Consider the following 16358-nt stretch of genomic DNA (forward strand, 5'->3'; position numbering starts at 1 on the left):
GCCGACGCTCAGGAGCACCCACCATGCCCAGCCCCCGCTACATGGACGGCACGGCCCTCGCCCGCGAGATCACCACCCGCACCGCCGCCCGCGCCAGGACCTTCACCGACCGCACCGGCAAGACCCCCTGCCTCGCGACGGTCCTCGTCGGCGAGGACCCGGCCTCCGTGACGTACGTGAAGATGAAGCGCAACCGCTGCGCGAAGGCCGGCATCGAGTCCCGTCACGTCCCGCTGCCCGCAGACGTCACCACCGAGCAGCTCGTCGCCGCGCTCAGGGACCTCTCCGAGGACCCGGACGTGCACGGCATCCTGCTGCAGCACCCGGTCGGCGAGCACATCGACGAGCGCGCGGCCTTCGAGGCCATCGCCCCTCAGAAGGACGTCGACGGCGTGACGATGACGTCCTTCGCCGCGATGGGCTTCGGCCTCCCCGGCTTCGAGTCCTGTACCCCCGGCGGCATCATGCGCCTGCTCGACGCCTACGACGTCGACCCCACCGGCAAGCGCGCGGTGGTCGTCGGCCGCAGCGCGATCCTCGGCAAGCCCGTGGGCCTGCTGCTGCTCGGCCGCAACGCGACGGTCACGTACTGCCACTCCCGTACGAAGGACCTCGCCGAGGTGACGCGCGAGGCGGACATCCTGGTGGCGGCCGTGGGCCGGCCGGAGTTCATCAAGGGCGCGGACATCAAGGAGGGCGCGGTGGTGATCGACGCCGGCTACAACCCGGGCAACGTGGGCGACGTCCACTTCGACTCGGCGGCCGAGCGCGCGAGCCTGATCACCCCGGTGCCGGGCGGTGTCGGTCCGATGACGATCGCCGTGCTCCTTGAGCAGACGATGGACGCGGCGGAGCGCCAGACGGCCTGACCGGTCCCTGTCGTCATCCACGCCTAGGGGGTGTCCGGCGGATCAGGCCGCCATCGGCCCACGGTGCCTGGAAAGGCCTGGTGAGCGGGGGTCTGGCGCTTCCACATGCAAGGCGGAGGAGGGAGGCGACGCGGAGCGAATGGGGTCTCCCCTGCTCGAACGGAGCGCAGCGGAGTTGAGAGCTTGGGGAAGAGTGACGACAACGCAGCAGGTGGGCGTGCCAGACCCCCGCGTCAGCGGCATGATCCGCCGGACACTCCCTAGTCGACGCCCAGCCGGGGATCCCCTTGCGCGGCCCGGACGGCGGCACCGGTGCGCCGAATCCCGGCGGCGTCCCGGGCGCGCCGGGCCGGTGTCAGCTGCGGACAGGCCGGTGGACCCTGCTGGGCGTAGAGGTTGTGCTGGACCGGCGTCTGCGGAGGCTGGGCGTGGTGGCTCCTGGTAGGGGTTCGGCAGCCGCTGCGACTGCGGCTGCGGCTGCGGCTGCGGCTGCGGCTGCCGAGAACTCAGCACATCCACGCCGCATCGAATGATCGAATCGATCACCTCCGCACGCCCTATTGAGCGTTTGAACGGACGCGTGCTAGAAACCGCTTGCCACCCCAGCCGTGCGTCCCTCCGGAGTTCTCCATGACGACGTCCTGGTCCCGCCGCACCTTCCTCGCCGCCGGCTCCGCCGCCTCCCTCGGCGCGTTCGCGCTGGGTACGCCCCTGTTCAGGGGGGTCGCGCACGGCGCCTCGGAATCCGAGTTCGGCACCCTGCGCGCCAAGTGGCGCACGCTGACCCTCGGTTCGGGCTTCAGCCCGAGCACCGAGCCCTTCAGGTCGAAGCTCGCCGAACTGGGCACGACCGCGGCCGGCTTCCGCGAGAGCATGGCCCCGGCGCCCGGCTCACTCTGGCCCGACCTCGACTTCGCCGACCCCGAACCCGACACCGACCAGGACTCGTACGGCTATTCCGGCCGCATGGCGACGAGCTACTACCGGCTGCGGACCATGGCCGAGGCCTATTGCCAGCCGGGCACCGGCCTCACCGGCGACGGGGCGCTCAAGTCGGCGGTCCTCACCGGCCTCGACCACCTCTACTCCCGCGTCTACAACGAGAACCAGGCACGCTTCGGCAACTGGTGGAGCTGGCAGATAGGTGCCCCGCAGGCTCTGCTCGACATCTGCATCCTGATGTACGAGCACCTGTCAGCAGGGCAGATCGCCGACTACTGCCGAGCCGTCGACCATTTCGTGCCGGACTCGGCCGTCGAGCATTACACCGGCACGTCCACGGGCGCGAACCGTGTCGACCTGTGCCGCGTCCTCATCGTCCGCGGAGCCGTCGGCGACAACGCCGCCAAGCTCGCGCTCGGCCGCGACGCCCTCTCCCCCGTCTTCCCGTACGTCACCAGCGGCGACGGGCTGTACGCCGACGGCTCGTTCATCCAGCACACCACCGTCCCGTACACCGGCAGCTACGGCTCCGTCATGCTCGGCGGCCTCGGCCTGCTCTTCGCGCTGCTTGCCGACTCGACCTGGGAGGTGACGGACCCGAACCGCCAGATCATCTTCGACGCCGTCGAGAACGCCTGGGCACCGTTCCTCTACAACGGCCTGGTCATGGACAACGTGGCCGGACGCGCCATCAGCCGGGGCATCTCCGCCACCGACCCCGAAGCCGTGATGCAGAACGACCACCTGCGCGGCCACACCATCCTGGCCTCGATCGTGCTGCTCGCCGAGGGCGCGAGCGCCACGGAGCGGGAGCGCTGGCGCGGCCTGGTCAAGGGCTGGATCGAGCGCGACTACTACAGCCCGCCCCTCCAGAACCCCTCCCTGGACGTGGTCCGCCTCTCCCACCTCCACACGGTCATGGACGACGCGTCTGTGACACCACTGCCCGAACCCACCGGCCACCGTCTCTTCCCTTCCATGGCCCGCGCGACCCACCGTCGCCCCGGCTGGGCCGCCTCGGTCAGCATGGCGAACAAGCGGATCACGTACTACGAGACCGGCAACGGCGAGAACCTGCGCGGCTGGCACACCGGCTCCGGAATGCTGTACTGGTGGGGCTCCGACTTCGCCAACGGCCAGTACAGCGACGCCTTCTGGCCCACGGTCGACCCGTACCGCCTGCCGGGCATCACCGCCTCGCGCAAGCAGCTCGCCGACGGGGCGGGAGGCGACTGGGGTGCGTCGCTGCCCTCCGTCAACTGGGTCGGCGGCGCCACGGACGGCCGACGCGCCGCACTCGGGCAGTACCTCCGGGGCCTGCAATCCACCCTCATGGCGAAGAAGGCCTGGTTCTGCCTGGACGACGCGATCGTCTGCCTGGGCGCGGGCATCAAGTGCACGGACGGCGTCCACGTCGACTCCACCCTCGACAACCGCAACCTCGGCCCGGTCGGCGGCAGCCCCCTCACGGTCGACGGCACCCGCATGCCCACGCACTACCCCTGGTCACAGCCCCTGACCGGAGCCCGCTGGGCCCACATCGGCGGCCACGGCGGCTACGTCTTCCCCGAGGGCGCCGCACCGGTGCAGGCTCTCCGCGAAGCCCGCACCGGCACCTGGCACGACATCAACCGCGGCGGCTCGACGACGCCGCTCACCCGCAAGTACCTCACCCTGTACGTCGACCACGGCCACAACCCGTACGACGCGACGTACGCCTGCATCGTCATGCCGGGCGCGACGACCACCGCGACGGCGGCCCGCGCGGCAGACCCGGCCTGGCTCCGGATCCTCACCAACACCGACAGCCAACAGGCCATCCGCGTCCCGTCCCTCGGCTACACGGGCATCAACTTCTGGTTCGGCGGAACGGTCGCGGACCTGACGGCGAGCGCGCCGTGCTGCGTGATGATCACGGAATCCCCCGACGGCACGGCGACGCTATGCGTCAGCGACCCGATGCGCATGCAGTCGTCACTGACCCTGACCTGGAACCGCCCGGTCACGTCGGTCCTGTCCAAGCCGCCCACGGTCACGTCGACCGAGACCGGCTCCCAACTGAAGCTAACGTTCGGCGACTTGCGGGGCACGGCCGGGGCCACTCAGCAGGTCAGAGTTCGGCTGGGTTAGTACAGGAGGGCAACTTCAGTACAACCGCCGGGCCAAGCAGACAGGCGTGCCCGTGGATATCGGTGTACGCCGCGTATGGTGAGCCGGTGTGCTTCTACGCCATGACCTGCTACAAGCTGCACTACGCGTGCGTCTCGTGTCGTGTCAGCTTCAAGCAGCATGCCTGTCCACAGCGGGAGCACGTATGCCCGAACTGCTCTCAGGCCCTCGTCTGCGCCGGTCACGATTTCGCTCCGCCGCCCAGGCGCGATGTCCGTAGTTGGTCCGTGGTGGCTGTGGTGCTGGGTGAAGGGCTGCGCTACGAAGGGCTGTCGGTGTGCGGCTGCGGGAAGGAACCCAAGTACCGTCCGCGAACACGCGCCGACCTGCGTGCCCGTCGAACGGTTGCCGCAAGGGAAGGGCTACCCCTGTCCGAGGCGTTGTCCCGGCCGGACCCTCTGGTGCCGGTGACGGACTGACCTCGCAGCTCAGCGAGTCAGGGCGGCCGGCCGCGGGGAGGGCCGTCAGCGGTGGCCCAGGACGTTGACCACTTGGCCGTTGGGGTCTCGGACGAAGAAGCGGCGTACGCCCCATTCCTCGTTCTGCAGGGGGTGAACGATCTCCGCGCCACTCTCCCGCATCGCCGCGTAGGCCGCGTCCACGTCGTCCACTTCGATGCTCATGTCGGGAGTCACCGGTGCGGTCTTGTCGCTGCTCATGATGCTGATCTGAGCTGCCGGGCTGGACGGGGACGCGAGGGTCATGATCCAGCCGTGATTCATGACTTCCTCGAATCCGAGCAGGTCGTAAAATTCCCGGCTCTCCTGCGCGGCCTCCGAGTGGACATTGGGTACGACACGGCGAACGGCCATCGGCAACTCCAAGGCGGGTGGTCACTGGGGTACGGGTGTTCAGCTGGGTTGAGGGGATGGCCGCAGCGGGCATCCGGTTCCGGCGCGCTCGGCGAGTTCGGCCCGCAGCGCCGTGAGTTCGGCCATGCGGGCATCGATGACCTGGATCTTCTCCTCGAACAGCGCTGACAACGCCACAGCGGTGTCGGGCGCTTCGCGAAGCGCCTCGCCGGTGCGCGCGATCTCCGCCAGGGAGAACCCGAGCGCCTGCGCGGTGCGGACGTAGTGCAGCCACGTGACCGTCTCCGGTGGGAAGTCGCGGTATCCGTTGGCCAGCCGCCGGCCGGAGAGCAGGCCGATCTTCTCGTAGAACCGGATGGTGTCCTTGGTCGTCCCTGTTTGCGCCGCCAGCTCGCCGATGCGCACGGCTTCCCCTCGTCGAGAGATCGGTCCCGGGCTTGACCTTGGACTGTACTCCACTGTTTAGCGTGAGGCTTCGTTGCCGACGAGACAGACAGGAGCCTCACCGTGTTCCAGCGTTTCTCCCCCGCGCACCCCGCCTATCTCCGCGTCGTTCGTGGGAATGCCTGGTACGACCTCGTGGTCACTGCGGGTTTCATGACGCCGTGGACTCTTGCCCTGGTGCATGACGCACTGTCCTGGGCGGGTGATTTGCTCGGGCTGGGCGCCATGCCCGAACTCGACCCGATGCAGACCCTGTACGCGAACCTGATGGGCTCGGTCGTGGTCATCTGGGCGGCCCTGCGCGTGCTCAGGCCATTGGCGGTGCACGGACTGTTCGACGGCATCGCGCGCGTGCTGTTCTCGACGTGGATGGCCTATGCCCTGACACATGGCGGCCCGCAGTGGCTGTGGCCGTTCGTCGTCACCGAGGCGACGCTCGCGCTCGTCGAGCTCGGACCATGGTTGCTGCACAGGTCTGCACTCAGGAACGCACTGACTCCACGAATGCCTTCCATGTCGTCGTAGTCACGGCGAGCTGGGCGGCGTTCGGCTGCTTGGAGTCGCGGATACGAACGTCTTCGTGGCTCGGGGCGATTTCGAGGCATTCGCCGCCAGCCCCGCCGCTGTAGCTGGACTTGATCCAGGTGAGCTGGTCGGTGGTGTTCATCGCGCTCCCAGTCTTCTCTCGATCAGGTTCAGGGACTCACGCGGCGTGAGAGCCTTCGCGCGCATGATCCCATAGCGGTCCGCGATCAGCCTGACCTCTGACGGATCGGTGATCAACCGTGGGTACCCCTGCGCCTCGGTGTAAGCGATCTGGTGGTCCTGCCCGTTGGGCACCAACAGGTTGAACGCGCCGTCCATGTTCGGATGTTCCTCGCTGGCGGTCGGCATGACCTGGATTTCGACGTTGCGCATCCGGCCCACTTCGAGGATCCGCCTCAGCTGGGCAGCGTGGACCTCTGACCCGCCGATGGGGCGGTCCAGGACCACTTCCTCCAGTACGTAGCTGATGGGCGGCATGGGGCGGCGCTCGAAGACCTGCTGTCGGGCCAGCCGGTCGGCAACCCGCTTGTCGATGGTTGCCTCGTCGAGCAGTGGTCGCCAGTGGGAGAAGATCGTGTGCGCGTACTCGGCGATCTGCAGCAGTCCAGGCACCCCCTGGTTCGCGTAGAAGTGCAGTTCGACGGCCTGGGCCTCCAGTTCGGCGTACCCCCGGTACCACTCGGGGTGCCGGGTCCGCGCCTTCTTCAGGGCCTCCCGTACGTCGGGGATCGCCGCCCTCAGCACGCCGCCCGCGTTCAATACCTCGTCGGCGCGTTCCAGAAGGTCCGGTTGTGGGGTCCGTACGGCTCGTTCGATCGCCGAGATGAGGTCCTCGCCCACATGCACCATGCCGGCGAGCTGCTTCTGTTGCAGGCCCGCGGCTTCGCGCAGCACCTTGATCTGGCGGCCCAGCGCGCGGAACAGATGCGCTGTGCCGTCGACTTCCGCAGGCCGCTCCGGCCTGCGCTCCACCTCCGCGTACGCCATGTCCGTACCGCCTTCGTGCCCGCCCGTCATGGTTTCGACCGACGAGGCGTACGGCACCCGGCCGCATCCGTACGGTCACGCACCGTCGCGTCGTCACTCCTGGTCAGCGTAGAGCCGACCGACCACGCTCGGTGACATGAACCTCGAAATCAGCTCCGATGCAAGCAAATTGACCTTCGCTCAGCGCTTCAGCGCGACGCCTCGCGGTGCGCGGCTCGCGCGGCGGCTGGCTGTGCAGCAGCTGGACGATTGGGGGATCCCGCACGGCGAGGAGGGTTCGGAGCGGGTCGCGGTCGTTGTGGGTGAGCTGGCTGCGAATGCCGTGACGCATGGCCGGGTGCCCGGACGGGACTTCGAGGTGCGGCTGGAGATGGATGGCGGTGGGCGTCTTCGCGTCGAGGTCTCCGATACCGGCTCCGGGCGGCCGCACGCCCGACCCGATGCGCCGCTCGCCGAGCGCGGGCGTGGGCTGCGGCTCGTCGGGGCGCTGGCCGATGAGTGGGGTGTGCGGGAGCGTGTGGGTGGGGTCGGGAAGACCGTGTGGGCCACGGTCAGCGTGGGGTGGGCGGGGGCCAGGTCGTAGCCGCCTCATGAAGGGCCTCCGCGAGGGTTTCCGCCTGGGGGTGGTGGCGGTTGCGGAGGGTGGCGATGCCCAGGTGGCGGGTGGGGGCCGGTGGGGTGATGGGGATGGTGTGGATGTCCGGGTTGCGGGGGGTCAGGGCCATCGTGGGGATGAGGGAGATGCCCAGGCCCGCGGCGACCAGGGAGGTCGCGAAGAAGTAGTCGGTGGTGGTGGAGCGGACGTCCGGTTCGAAGCCGGCGCGTTCGGCGTGACGATGGAGGAAGTCCGCCGTCTTGAGGCAGCCCAGGACCCAGGGTTCGGCGGCGAGTTCGGTGAGGTCGAGTTTTTCGCGGCCGCAGAGCGGGTGCCCGTGGGGCAGTACGACGTGCAGGGGGTCGTCCAGGAGCGGGCTCCAGGCCAGGCGGCTGCGCGGGGACGTGGAGTGGGGCAGCGGCCCGTCGAAGTGGTACGCGAGGGCCAGGTCGACGGCGCCCTGGCGGACCAGGGGCAGGCTGGTCTCGGGTTCGGCGCCCTGGACGTGTACGACCGTGCCGGGGTGCTTCTCGGCGAGGCGGGCGAGGGCGGCGGGGAGCAGGACGCGGCCGCCGGTGTTGAAGGTGGCGATGGTCAGCTGAGGACGGCCGGTTTCCAGGCGGTCGACCTGTTCGCGGGCGTGGGCGAGTTCCGCCGCGACGGATTCGGCGGCGTCGACCATGATCCGCCCGGCCGGAGTGAGGGTGACGCCGCGGGTGCTGCGGGAGACGACCTCGGTGCCCAGGCTGCGTTCGAGGACGGCGATGTGCTGGGAGACCGCCGAGGGGGTGAGGCGCAGTTCGGTGGCGGCCCGGTTGAAGCTGCCGTGGGCGGCGACCGCGCGCAGGATGCGGAGCCGTTGGACATCAATCAACAGTTTTCCTTAATACCGATTCAGCGAGTGGGCACTTCTGCTGGGGACTGTAGGTGTCCAGGATGAAGGCATGCAACGAGACGAGGTCACGCGGGCACGGCCCTTGAACAGCAACTTCAAGAGCAATGTGCGGAGGAAGCAGATGAAGGTCGCCGTCATCGGGGGCAGCAGGTACTTCGGGCGGCTGCTGGTCGAGCGGCTGCACGCGGGCGGGCACCACGTCACGGTGGTCAACCGGGGGACGAGCCGTCCGCCTGCCGGTGTCGAGCATCTGGTGGCCGACCGGGACGACGAGGGCGCGCTGATGGCGGCGCTCGGCTCGCGGGAGTTCGATGTGGTGGTCGACCAGGTCTGCTACACGCCCGTGCAGGCGGAGATCGCCGTGCGGGTCTTCCGTGGACGTACGCGGCGCTATGTGATGACGTCGACGATCGAGGTCTACAACCCCGCGAGCGCCGAGCTGCCCGTGTTCGCCGCGGACACCCTCGTACCGGAGTCGGCGGTGGATCCCGCGTCGTGGCTGGTGCGGACGGATCTGCCGTGGCGTGACGCGGCCTATCTGGAGGCGCATTACGGGGAGGGCAAGCGGCAGGCGGAGGCGGTGTTCACGCGGGAGGGCGGATCCGGCTTCGGCTTCGGCTTCGTGAGTGTGCGCAGTGCGCATGTGCTGGGCGGCGGTGCCCGGGAGTTCACGGGGCGGCTCGCGCACTATGTGGACCGGGTGTGGGCGGGAGAGCCGGTCGTGGTGCATGAGCGGCCGTTGCCGAGCGTGTTCATCGAGCACGCGGAGCTCGCGGAGCTGCTGCGGTGGGTCGCTACGGAGGGTGAGTTCACCGGCGCCTTGAACGCCTGCTCGGACGGCTCGCTCGATGTGCGCGAACTGGTCGATGTGATCGCGGAACGTACGGGCCGAGCAGCCTCGTACAAGACGGTCGCCGCAGGGCAGCCGGCCTCGCCGTTCTCCTTCGACCGGCACTACGCCATGAGCAACGACCGCGCGAGCCGGCTCGGCTTCTCCTTCTCCGATACGCGGAAGTGGCTGCCGCGCGCCGTCGACGAAGCCGTATACACGCCCCGCTGAAAGAGGAAAGGGAGCAGGAGCATGCACCAGCGCCACATCGGGGCCACGCCCGTCAGCGCCATCGGGCTCGGCGCCATGCCGCTGTCCATCGAACACCGGCCGGACGAGGCACGCGCCCGCGCCACGATCCACGCCGCGCTCGACGCGGGCGTCACGCTCATCGACACGGCGGACAGCTACCACTGGCACGCGGGCGAGACCGGGCACAACGAGCAGCTCATCGCCCGCGCGCTCGCCGCCTACGGCGGCGACACCTCGCATGTGCTGGTCGCGACGAAGGGCGGCCGTGGCCGTCCCGGCGACGGCAGTTGGACGGTCAACGGCCACCCCGGCCATCTGCGGCAGGCGGCCCGGGATTCCGCGCGCCGCCTGGGCGTCGAGGCGATCGGCCTCTACCAGCTGCACAAGCCCGATCCGGCCGTCCCGTGGGCCGAATCGGTGGGCGCGCTGCGCGAGTTGCTCGATGCAGGGACGATCCGGGCGGCCGGGATCTCCAATGTCACGGCCGAGCAGATTCGGGAGGCGCACGCGATCCTCGGCGAGGGCCTCGTATCCGTACAGAACCAGTACTCCCCCGCCGTACGGGACAGCGAGGCGGAGCTGCGGCTGAGCACCGAGCTGGGGCTTGCCTTCCTGCCGTGGAGTCCGCTCGGCGGAATCGCCCGCAGCTCCCTCGACGGCCCGTCCGGCGCGACCTCGGCGGGCACCGCCTTCCACCGCGTCGCGGTAGCCCACGGGGTGAGCCCGCACCAGGTGGCCCTGGCCTGGCTGCTGACCCGCTCACCTGCGGTGATCCCGCTGCCGGGGGCCAGCCGGCCGTCCTCGGTCCGCGATTCGGCGGCGGCCGCACAGCTACGGCTCGAGGCGGCGGAGCTGGCGCTCCTCGATGCGGCGCGGTGGGGCGAGGAATCCACCGCACCGCAGCGGCTGCCCGCATGAACCGGCCGCGGGCGACGGACGGGGGTCGTCGCCCGCGGCCTCACAGAAAGGCCCGTGGTGGCCGTCCGCGCACTCGCGCTGACGGCCTCGCGCTCGTCATCACACCCCGCGAGCCCGCGACGGCGGACCGCTCACTCGTGAACACGGTCCGGAAAAATTCACGACGGTGATCTGCGCGTTCTCGATCACCGCCCGCAAGCTCGTGACAACCCCCTGCGTACTCTTGCCCGTGGTCGGCGCGCTCTTGACAGCACGTCACCACCCGCCCGCCATCTGATGCGATGTCATGTCACGCATGTGGCGCCCTCGTTAACCGCGTGCAAGGCCCTTGTGCGATTCCTATGGATCCGCCAATCTTTCCGGCAGCGACGTGGCCGCCCCGGTTGTCATGACCATGGCGCCGCTTCGCGCTGTTCGACAACCCCCCGCACCACCCCCCACCAGTGCACCATCCACGAGGAGGATCCTCAGATGGCACAAATGCGTCCCGTACGGCGAAGACTGGCGAGTATCACCGGGGCGGCCGTAGCGGCCCTCGCCCTGGGCATGGTCTCCGCCCCGAACGCAGGCGCGGCTCCCGTCGGCGAGATCGAGAACGCCGGCGTCAAGGGAGCGATAGCCAACAGCTACATCGTCACGCTCGACGCGAGCAAGGCCAAGTCCGGCTCGGCGAAGGGCAAGGCGCTCGCCAAGCAGTACGGCGCCGACATCGAGCGCACGTACGAGAAGGCGCTCAACGGCTACGAGATCGAGGCCTCCGAGGCCGAGGCGAAGCGGTTCGCCGCGGACCCGGCGGTCGAGTCCGTGGTCCAGAACCGCAAGTTCACCATCTCCGGCACCCAGCCCAACCCCCCATCCTGGGGCCTGGACCGGATCGACCAGGCGAACCTGCCGCTGGACTCCAGCTACACCTACCCGGACAGCGCCGGTGAGGGCGTCACCGCGTACATCATCGACACCGGTGTCCGGATCAGCCACAACGACTTCGGCGGCCGGGCCAGTTACGGCTACGACGCGGTCGACGACGACAACACCGCACAGGACGGCCACGGCCATGGCACGCACGTCGCCGGTACGGTCGCGGGCGGCTCCTACGGTGTCGCCAAGAAGGCGAAGATCGTCGCCGTCCGGGTGCTCGACAACAACGGCTCCGGAACCACCGCCGGCGTCGTCGCGGGCATCGACTGGGTCACCCAGAACGCGGTGAAGCCGGCCGTCGCCAACATGAGCCTCGGCGGTGGCGCCGACTCGACGCTGGACGCGGCCGTACGCAACTCGATCGCCGCCGGCATCACGTACTCGCTCGCCGCGGGCAACGAGTCCACCGATGCCTCGACCCGCTCGCCCGCACGCGTCGCCGAGGGCATCACGGTGGGTGCGACCACGAGCAGTGACTCGCGCGCCTCCTACTCCAACTACGGTTCGGTCCTGGACATCTTCGCGCCCGGTTCCTCGATCACCTCGGCGTGGAACAGCTCGGACTCCGCCACCAACACCATCTCCGGTACGTCGATGGCGGCGCCGCATGTCGCGGGCGCGGCCGCGCTGTACCAGTCCGAGAACCCCTCGGCCACCCCGGCCCAGGTGCGTGACGCCCTGGTCGACGCCGCCAGCAACGGCGTCGTCTCCAACCCGGGCTCCGGCTCGCCGAACCGGCTCCTGAACGTCGGTGACGGCGGCAGCGAGCCGCCCCCGCCGCCGGGTGACTCCTTCGAGAACAACACGGACTACCCGATCCGCGACAACTCCACCGTGGAATCGCCCATCACCGTGTCGGGCATCGACGGCAACGCCCCGTCCGCGCTCCAGGTTCCGGTGGACATCAAGCACACCTACATCGGCGACCTGCGCATCCAGCTCATCGCCCCTGACGGCACCGCCTACACCCTCAAGAACTTCGGCAGCGGCGGCAGCAGCAACGACATCAACACCACGTACACGGTGAACGCCTCCTCGGAGACGGCCAACGGCACGTGGAAGCTGCGCGTCACGGACAACTACTGGTGGGACACCGGGAAGATCGACTCCTGGGGTCTGCAGTTCTGATCCTCATGGATCAGTGGTCTCTGATCCTCATGGATCAGTAGTCTCTGAACCTCATGGGTCAGTAGTCCGCCCTCACCGGTCCGCGGTCCGGTCGTACGCCTGGCGTACGGCCGGACCGTTTCCGTTTTCCCGCTCGTCACCCCTTCGACCAGGGTGTTCCGTCCAGCGTCGCGTGCGGGTCGGCGGGGCGGCCGAGTGAGGTGAGGACCTGCGCGGCCACGTCCTCGTGGCGCAGTTCCCGCTCGGGCGGGGCGCCCGCCACGATGCCCGGACCGCAGGAGGCGATCCACGCCGTCGACTCGCGTGCGGAGCGCCCGCCGTGGCCGCCCTCGGGGCGGTGGCCGTGGTCGGTGACGACGATGACCGTCCACTCCTCGACGGCGTACGTGGGGCGGGCGCGCAGCGCGGCGAGCAGCCGGCCGAGCCGTGCGTCGGCGCGGGCGACGGCCTCCTCGTACGGGGTGTCGCAGCCGAGGATGTGCCCGGTCTCGTCGACCGCGCCCAGGTAGACGAAGGAGGCCTCGGGGTCGTCCTCGGTCAGGACGCGGACGGCTTCGCGGGTGACCGCCTCGTCCGCCGCGTCCCAGGCCTCGACGGTGTCGGCGCGCGCGGCGATGTGGCTCGTACGGCTCGGGGTGCGGAACAGGGGGCCGCCGTGCGCGACGGTGAGCAGCGGCTGCCAGGCGGCGGCGACGTAGGTGTGGGCGCCGTACTCGGCGCTCAGGCGGCTCGCGAAGTCGGGGAAGATGTGCAGGCGGTTGCCGCTGAAGTCGTTGCCCCAGACGGCGTGTTTGTCGATCCGGACGCCGGTGACGATGGTCGCCCAGCAGGGCCCCGACATGGTGGGCGTGCCGGGGTCGATGGTGACCGGGGCGAGGAAGCCCGCGCCGGAGACCGTGTCGAGGTGGGGTGTCGCGACGGCGGGGAGGGTGTCGAGGGTGACGCCGTCGATGCCGACGACCAGGACACGGCGGCGGGGTGCTCGTGCGGTGGCAGGGGTTGCCATGCGGTGCCTTTCGTGGCGGGCGGGTCCTGTTCAGGCCGAGTGCGCCAGCGTCGTGGGGTCCACGCGGTGGCGGAAGGGCAGGCCGGAGGCGTACCGCCGGATCTCGTCGATCGCCGCGTCCGCCAGGCGGTGCAGTTCGCCGCCGATGGAGCCCGCGAGGTGCGGGGTGAGCAGGACGTTCGGGAGGGTGTAGAGGGGGGAGTCGGCGGGGAGTACCTGCGGCTCGGTGTGGTCGAGGACGGCGTGCAGGCGGCCGGTCCGTACCTCCTTCGTGAGGGCCTCGGTGTCCACGAGCGAGCCGCGTGCCGTGTTGATCAGTGTGGCGCCGTCCGGCATGAGGGAGAGGCGTGCGGCGTCGAAGAGGCCGCGGGTGGCGGGGAGTTCCGGTGCGTGCAGGGAGACGATGTCGCTGCGGGTCACCAACGTGTCGAGGTCGGCCGGTTCCACGCCCAGCTCGTGTGCGACTGCCGCGTCGAGGTACGGATCGTGCATGAGGACGTGCAGGTCGAAGGGTTTCAGGAGCTCCGCGACCCGGCGGCCGATCCGGGATGCGCCCACCAGGCCGACCGTACGCCGGTAGTTGCCGACGCCGGGGAAGAGGGACAGGAGCGCGACCCGGTCGCGGCGGTCCCGGTAGGCCTGTGCTCCTTCGAGGACCCGCTTGTTGGCGAAGAGGATCGCGGCGAGCGTGTACTCGGCGACGGGCAGTGCGTTGGCGGCGGCGGCCGTGGTGACCGCGATCCCGCGCTGCCAGCAGGCCTCGGTGATGTGGTGTTTGACGCTGCCGGCCGCGTGCACGACCGCGTCGAGGGCGGGCATACGGCGCAGGGCCTCGTGGTCGAGGGGCGGGCAGCCCCAGCCGGTGAGCAGCACTTCGGCCTCGTGCAGGCTCCGCCGCGCGGCGCCGCTCGGGTCGGTGAAGTCCGTGACGAGGAGATCCGGGTCGACCGAGGCGATGTCCTCCAGGCGGCGGAGTGCCTCGGTGTCGAAGACGGCCTGCCTGGTCTCCTCGCTCATCGCGAGGACCGTGCGGGGCCGCCGGGTACGGGACGGGGCGGGGGTCGGGGTATCGGTCACGGTCACTTGACGGCTCCCGCGGTGAGGCCGGAGCGCCAGAAACGCTGCAGGCCGAGGAAGGCGAGGATGAGGGGTACGACGGCGACGAGCGCGCCGATGATCACCAGGGGGTAGAGCTGCGGCTGCTGGTAGACGTTCTTCATCCAGGCGTACAGACCCAGGTTGACCGGGTACAGCCTCTCGTCGCTGAGCATCATCAGGGCGCCGTAGAAGTTGTTCCAGGAGGCCGTGAAGGTGAACAGGAAGATGGTCATGAAGCCGGGGGCGAGCATCGGCAGGGAGACGGAGCGGAAGGTACGCAGTTCGCCTGCGCCGTCCACGCGGGCGGCTTCGAGGACCTCGCCGGGGACGTATCCCTCGGAGAAGACGCGGGCCAGGTAGACGCCGAAGGGGTTGACGAGGCCGGGCAGGAGGATGGCCCAGTAGGTGTTGGTGAGGCCTGCTTCGGAGAAGAGCAGGTAGAGCGGGAGCATGGTGACCGTGGAGGGCACGAGGATGCCGACCAGGACCAGTCCGAAGAGCTTCTCCTTGCCGCGGAAGCGGTACTTGTCGAAGGCGTAGCCGCAGGCCACCGAGAGCAAGGTGGACAGGAGCGAGCCGACGACGGTGTAGAGGAGCGTGTTGCCGAGCCAGCGCAGATAGATGCCGTCGTTGTACTCGAACAGGGCCTGCAGGTTCGCGAGGAGGTGGAAGTCGCCGAGCGCGAACGGGTTGGTGGCGAACAGGTCCCGGTAGTTCTTGGTGGACGCGATGACCAGCCACGTCAGCGGCATCAGGGTGTAGACGGCGAAGACGACGAGTACGGCATGGACGGCGGCCCTGGAGGTGAACCGGCGCGGGCGGCGGGCGCGTCGGACCCGTACCGGGACCGGAGTGGGCTGCGCGGTGGGCATGGCAGCCGCGCGGGGTGCGGTGTCGGTACTCATGAGGCCTTCCAGCGGTTGCCGAGCTTGGTGACGACGAAGGAGAGGACACCTGCGACGACGGCGAGCAGCAGGGAGGCCGCGGCGGCCTGGCCGTAGTCGCGGTTCTCGAAGGCCTGCGCGTAGATGTACATGGTCGGCGACCAGTCGGTGCCGAGTTCGGCGGCGCGCAGCTGGACCAGCTTGGGTGCGTCGAAGAGCTGGATGGCGCCGACGATGGTGAAGAGCAGTGTGAGGACGACGGTGGAGCGGATCATCGGGATCTTCACCTGGAGTGCGGTGCGCCAGGCTCCGGCGCCGTCGACGGTGGCGGCCTCCAGGGTCTCGCGCGGGATGGCCTGCAGACCCGCGTAGAAGATGATCATGTTGTAGCCGATCCACTGCCAGGCCGAGACGTTGACGATGGAGAAGAACGCCTCGTCCTTGCCGAAGAAGTTCCAGTCGCTGCCGAGCGCGGCGAGTGCTTCGGTGAGCGGGCTGAGGCCCGGGGTGTAGAGGTAGAGCCAGATCAGCGAGGCGATCAGGCCGGGGACGGCGTGCGGCAGGTAGTAGGCGATCTGGAAGAAGCGCTTGGCGCGGGCGAGCGCGCTGTCCACCAGGAGGGCCAGGGCGAGGGCGCCGCCGATCATCACGGGGATGTAGACGAGGCAGTACAGCGCGATATGGCCGAAGGAGGCGAGGAAGGCGGGGTCGGTGAGGGTCTCGGTGAAGTTGCCGGCGCCGACGAACAGCCGCTCGGTGCCGCCGAATCCGAGGCCGGAGGACTGTTCGCGGAAGAGGCTCATATAGGCCGCGTAGCCGATCGGGGCCAGGGTGACCAGCGCGAACAGGAGGAAGAACGGGACCATGAACAGGGCTGCGGCGCCTCGTTCGCCCGGCCGGTTCCCGTCGGCGCGGGCCGCCTGGGGGCGGCTCTTGGCAGGGGTGGTGAGAGGGACGGCCACCGGTGGGCTCCTTCGAATCGGGAGAGGCGGCGGGCCCGGCGGCTAGCGGCGTGCCGGACCCGTCCGCTCGGGGCGGTCAGGCGGTGTCCGGCGATCACGCCGCC

General features: G+C 69.6%; 16 protein-coding genes. 7 read left to right on the forward strand and 9 right to left on the reverse strand.

Annotation, left to right across the window (positions count from 1 at the left end; all coding sequences use genetic code 11):
• Positions 1–23 precede the first annotated feature (23 nt).
• Both ACLF6P_RS27520 and ACLF6P_RS27525 read left to right on the forward strand, forming a co-directional pair.
• Positions 24–869, forward strand: coding sequence for a bifunctional 5,10-methylenetetrahydrofolate dehydrogenase/5,10-methenyltetrahydrofolate cyclohydrolase (locus ACLF6P_RS27520; RefSeq protein ID WP_415953940.1), 846 nt, complete (start codon positions 24–26; stop codon positions 867–869).
• A gap of 630 nt (positions 870–1499) precedes the next feature.
• Complete coding sequence (locus ACLF6P_RS27525; protein ID WP_415953942.1) at positions 1500–3941, forward strand: polysaccharide lyase 8 family protein; 2442 nt, start codon at positions 1500–1502, stop codon at positions 3939–3941.
• A 503-nt stretch (positions 3942–4444) separates the two neighbouring features.
• On the opposite strand, the gene ACLF6P_RS27530 is transcribed toward ACLF6P_RS27525, so the two are convergent.
• Both ACLF6P_RS27530 and ACLF6P_RS27535 read right to left on the reverse strand, forming a co-directional pair.
• Positions 4445–4792 (reverse strand): VOC family protein, encoded by a 348-nt coding sequence (locus tag ACLF6P_RS27530; RefSeq protein ID WP_415953943.1) that lies wholly within the window; start codon positions 4790–4792, stop codon positions 4445–4447.
• Positions 4793–4831: 39 nt separating this feature from the next.
• Entirely contained in the window at positions 4832–5197 is a 366-nt protein-coding gene (locus ACLF6P_RS27535) for a MerR family transcriptional regulator (protein ID WP_415953945.1), read from the reverse strand.
• Positions 5198–5299: 102 nt separating this feature from the next.
• Here ACLF6P_RS27535 and ACLF6P_RS27540 point away from each other — a divergent pair, with 102 nt between their 5' ends.
• Positions 5300–5761: a hypothetical protein gene (locus ACLF6P_RS27540; protein ID WP_415953947.1), complete on the forward strand. Its 462-nt coding sequence runs from the start codon at positions 5300–5302 to the stop codon at positions 5759–5761.
• Here the strand turns inward: ACLF6P_RS27540 and ACLF6P_RS27545 are convergent.
• Together ACLF6P_RS27545 and ACLF6P_RS27550 are read right to left on the reverse strand one after the other, a co-directional pair.
• Positions 5718–5903 carry a DUF397 domain-containing protein gene (locus ACLF6P_RS27545; protein WP_415953949.1) on the reverse strand — a complete coding sequence of 62 codons (186 nt, stop codon included), beginning with the start codon at positions 5901–5903 and terminating at the stop codon, positions 5718–5720. The two genes, ACLF6P_RS27540 and ACLF6P_RS27545, sit on opposite strands and share 44 nt — an antisense overlap.
• Positions 5900–6769 carry a helix-turn-helix domain-containing protein gene (locus tag ACLF6P_RS27550; protein WP_415954033.1) on the reverse strand — a complete coding sequence of 290 codons (870 nt, stop codon included), beginning with the start codon at positions 6767–6769 and terminating at the stop codon, positions 5900–5902. Before ACLF6P_RS27550 ends, ACLF6P_RS27545 begins: the two co-directional genes overlap by 4 nt.
• A gap of 136 nt (positions 6770–6905) precedes the next feature.
• On the opposite strand from ACLF6P_RS27550, the gene ACLF6P_RS27555 reads away from it, so the two are divergent.
• Positions 6906–7352 (forward strand): ATP-binding protein, encoded by a 447-nt coding sequence (locus ACLF6P_RS27555; RefSeq protein WP_415953950.1) that lies wholly within the window; start codon positions 6906–6908, stop codon positions 7350–7352.
• On the opposite strand, the gene ACLF6P_RS27560 is transcribed toward ACLF6P_RS27555, so the two are convergent.
• The gene (locus ACLF6P_RS27560; RefSeq protein ID WP_415953952.1) at positions 7321–8238 is read right to left on the reverse strand and encodes a LysR family transcriptional regulator; all 918 of its coding nucleotides are present in this window, start codon (positions 8236–8238) and stop codon (positions 7321–7323) included. The genes ACLF6P_RS27555 and ACLF6P_RS27560 overlap by 32 nt on opposite strands.
• A gap of 142 nt (positions 8239–8380) precedes the next feature.
• On the opposite strand from ACLF6P_RS27560, the gene ACLF6P_RS27565 reads away from it, so the two are divergent.
• From ACLF6P_RS27565 to ACLF6P_RS27575, 3 genes are all read left to right on the forward strand, one after another.
• Positions 8381–9319 (forward strand): NAD-dependent epimerase/dehydratase family protein, encoded by a 939-nt coding sequence (locus tag ACLF6P_RS27565; protein WP_415954035.1) that lies wholly within the window; start codon positions 8381–8383, stop codon positions 9317–9319.
• Between the two features lie 21 nt (positions 9320–9340).
• Positions 9341–10258: an aldo/keto reductase gene (locus ACLF6P_RS27570; protein ID WP_415953954.1), complete on the forward strand. Its 918-nt coding sequence runs from the start codon at positions 9341–9343 to the stop codon at positions 10256–10258.
• Positions 10259–10729: 471 nt separating this feature from the next.
• Entirely contained in the window at positions 10730–12304 is a 1575-nt protein-coding gene (locus ACLF6P_RS27575; protein ID WP_415953956.1) for a S8 family peptidase, read from the forward strand.
• Between the two features lie 136 nt (positions 12305–12440).
• On the opposite strand, the gene ACLF6P_RS27580 is transcribed toward ACLF6P_RS27575, so the two are convergent.
• The 4 genes from ACLF6P_RS27580 to ACLF6P_RS27595 all read right to left on the reverse strand — a co-directional run bounded on the left by ACLF6P_RS27580 (position 12441) and on the right by ACLF6P_RS27595 (position 16158).
• A complete protein-coding gene (locus ACLF6P_RS27580; protein ID WP_415953957.1) occupies positions 12441–13310 on the reverse strand; it encodes an alkaline phosphatase family protein in 870 nt (289 codons plus the stop codon).
• 30 nt (positions 13311–13340) lie between these two features.
• A complete protein-coding gene (locus tag ACLF6P_RS27585; RefSeq protein WP_415954037.1) occupies positions 13341–14327 on the reverse strand; it encodes a hydroxyacid dehydrogenase in 987 nt (328 codons plus the stop codon).
• A 62-nt stretch (positions 14328–14389) separates the two neighbouring features.
• Positions 14390–15313 (reverse strand): carbohydrate ABC transporter permease, encoded by a 924-nt coding sequence (locus tag ACLF6P_RS27590; protein WP_415953959.1) that lies wholly within the window; start codon positions 15311–15313, stop codon positions 14390–14392.
• Positions 15310–16158: a carbohydrate ABC transporter permease gene (locus ACLF6P_RS27595; protein WP_415954039.1), complete on the reverse strand. Its 849-nt coding sequence runs from the start codon at positions 16156–16158 to the stop codon at positions 15310–15312. The genes ACLF6P_RS27590 and ACLF6P_RS27595 overlap by 4 nt, the downstream gene beginning before the upstream one ends.
• Positions 16159–16358: the final 200 nt, after the last annotated feature.

Origin of the sequence: Streptomyces lothianensis (assembly GCF_047779955.1) — a bacterium.
Taxonomy (GTDB): Bacteria; Actinomycetota; Actinomycetes; order Streptomycetales; family Streptomycetaceae; genus Streptomyces.

Coding starts and splice junctions, on each gene's coding strand:
- ACLF6P_RS27520 (WP_415953940.1), top strand. CDS start 24: ATGCCCAGCCCCCGCTACATGGACGGCACGGCCCTCGCCCGCGAGATC.
- ACLF6P_RS27525 (WP_415953942.1), top strand. CDS start 1,500: ATGACGACGTCCTGGTCCCGCCGCACCTTCCTCGCCGCCGGCTCCGCC.
- ACLF6P_RS27530 (WP_415953943.1), bottom strand. CDS start 4,792: ATGGCCGTTCGCCGTGTCGTACCCAATGTCCACTCGGAGGCCGCGCAG.
- ACLF6P_RS27545 (WP_415953949.1), bottom strand. CDS start 5,903: ATGAACACCACCGACCAGCTCACCTGGATCAAGTCCAGCTACAGCGGC.
- ACLF6P_RS27550 (WP_415954033.1), bottom strand. CDS start 6,769: ATGGCGTACGCGGAGGTGGAGCGCAGGCCGGAGCGGCCTGCGGAAGTC.
- ACLF6P_RS27555 (WP_415953950.1), top strand. CDS start 6,906: ATGAACCTCGAAATCAGCTCCGATGCAAGCAAATTGACCTTCGCTCAG.
- ACLF6P_RS27565 (WP_415954035.1), top strand. CDS start 8,381: ATGAAGGTCGCCGTCATCGGGGGCAGCAGGTACTTCGGGCGGCTGCTG.
- ACLF6P_RS27570 (WP_415953954.1), top strand. CDS start 9,341: ATGCACCAGCGCCACATCGGGGCCACGCCCGTCAGCGCCATCGGGCTC.
- ACLF6P_RS27575 (WP_415953956.1), top strand. CDS start 10,730: ATGGCACAAATGCGTCCCGTACGGCGAAGACTGGCGAGTATCACCGGG.
- ACLF6P_RS27580 (WP_415953957.1), bottom strand. CDS start 13,310: ATGGCAACCCCTGCCACCGCACGAGCACCCCGCCGCCGTGTCCTGGTC.
- ACLF6P_RS27585 (WP_415954037.1), bottom strand. CDS start 14,327: ATGAGCGAGGAGACCAGGCAGGCCGTCTTCGACACCGAGGCACTCCGC.
- ACLF6P_RS27590 (WP_415953959.1), bottom strand. CDS start 15,313: ATGAGTACCGACACCGCACCCCGCGCGGCTGCCATGCCCACCGCGCAG.
- ACLF6P_RS27595 (WP_415954039.1), bottom strand. CDS start 16,158: ATGGTCCCGTTCTTCCTCCTGTTCGCGCTGGTCACCCTGGCCCCGATC.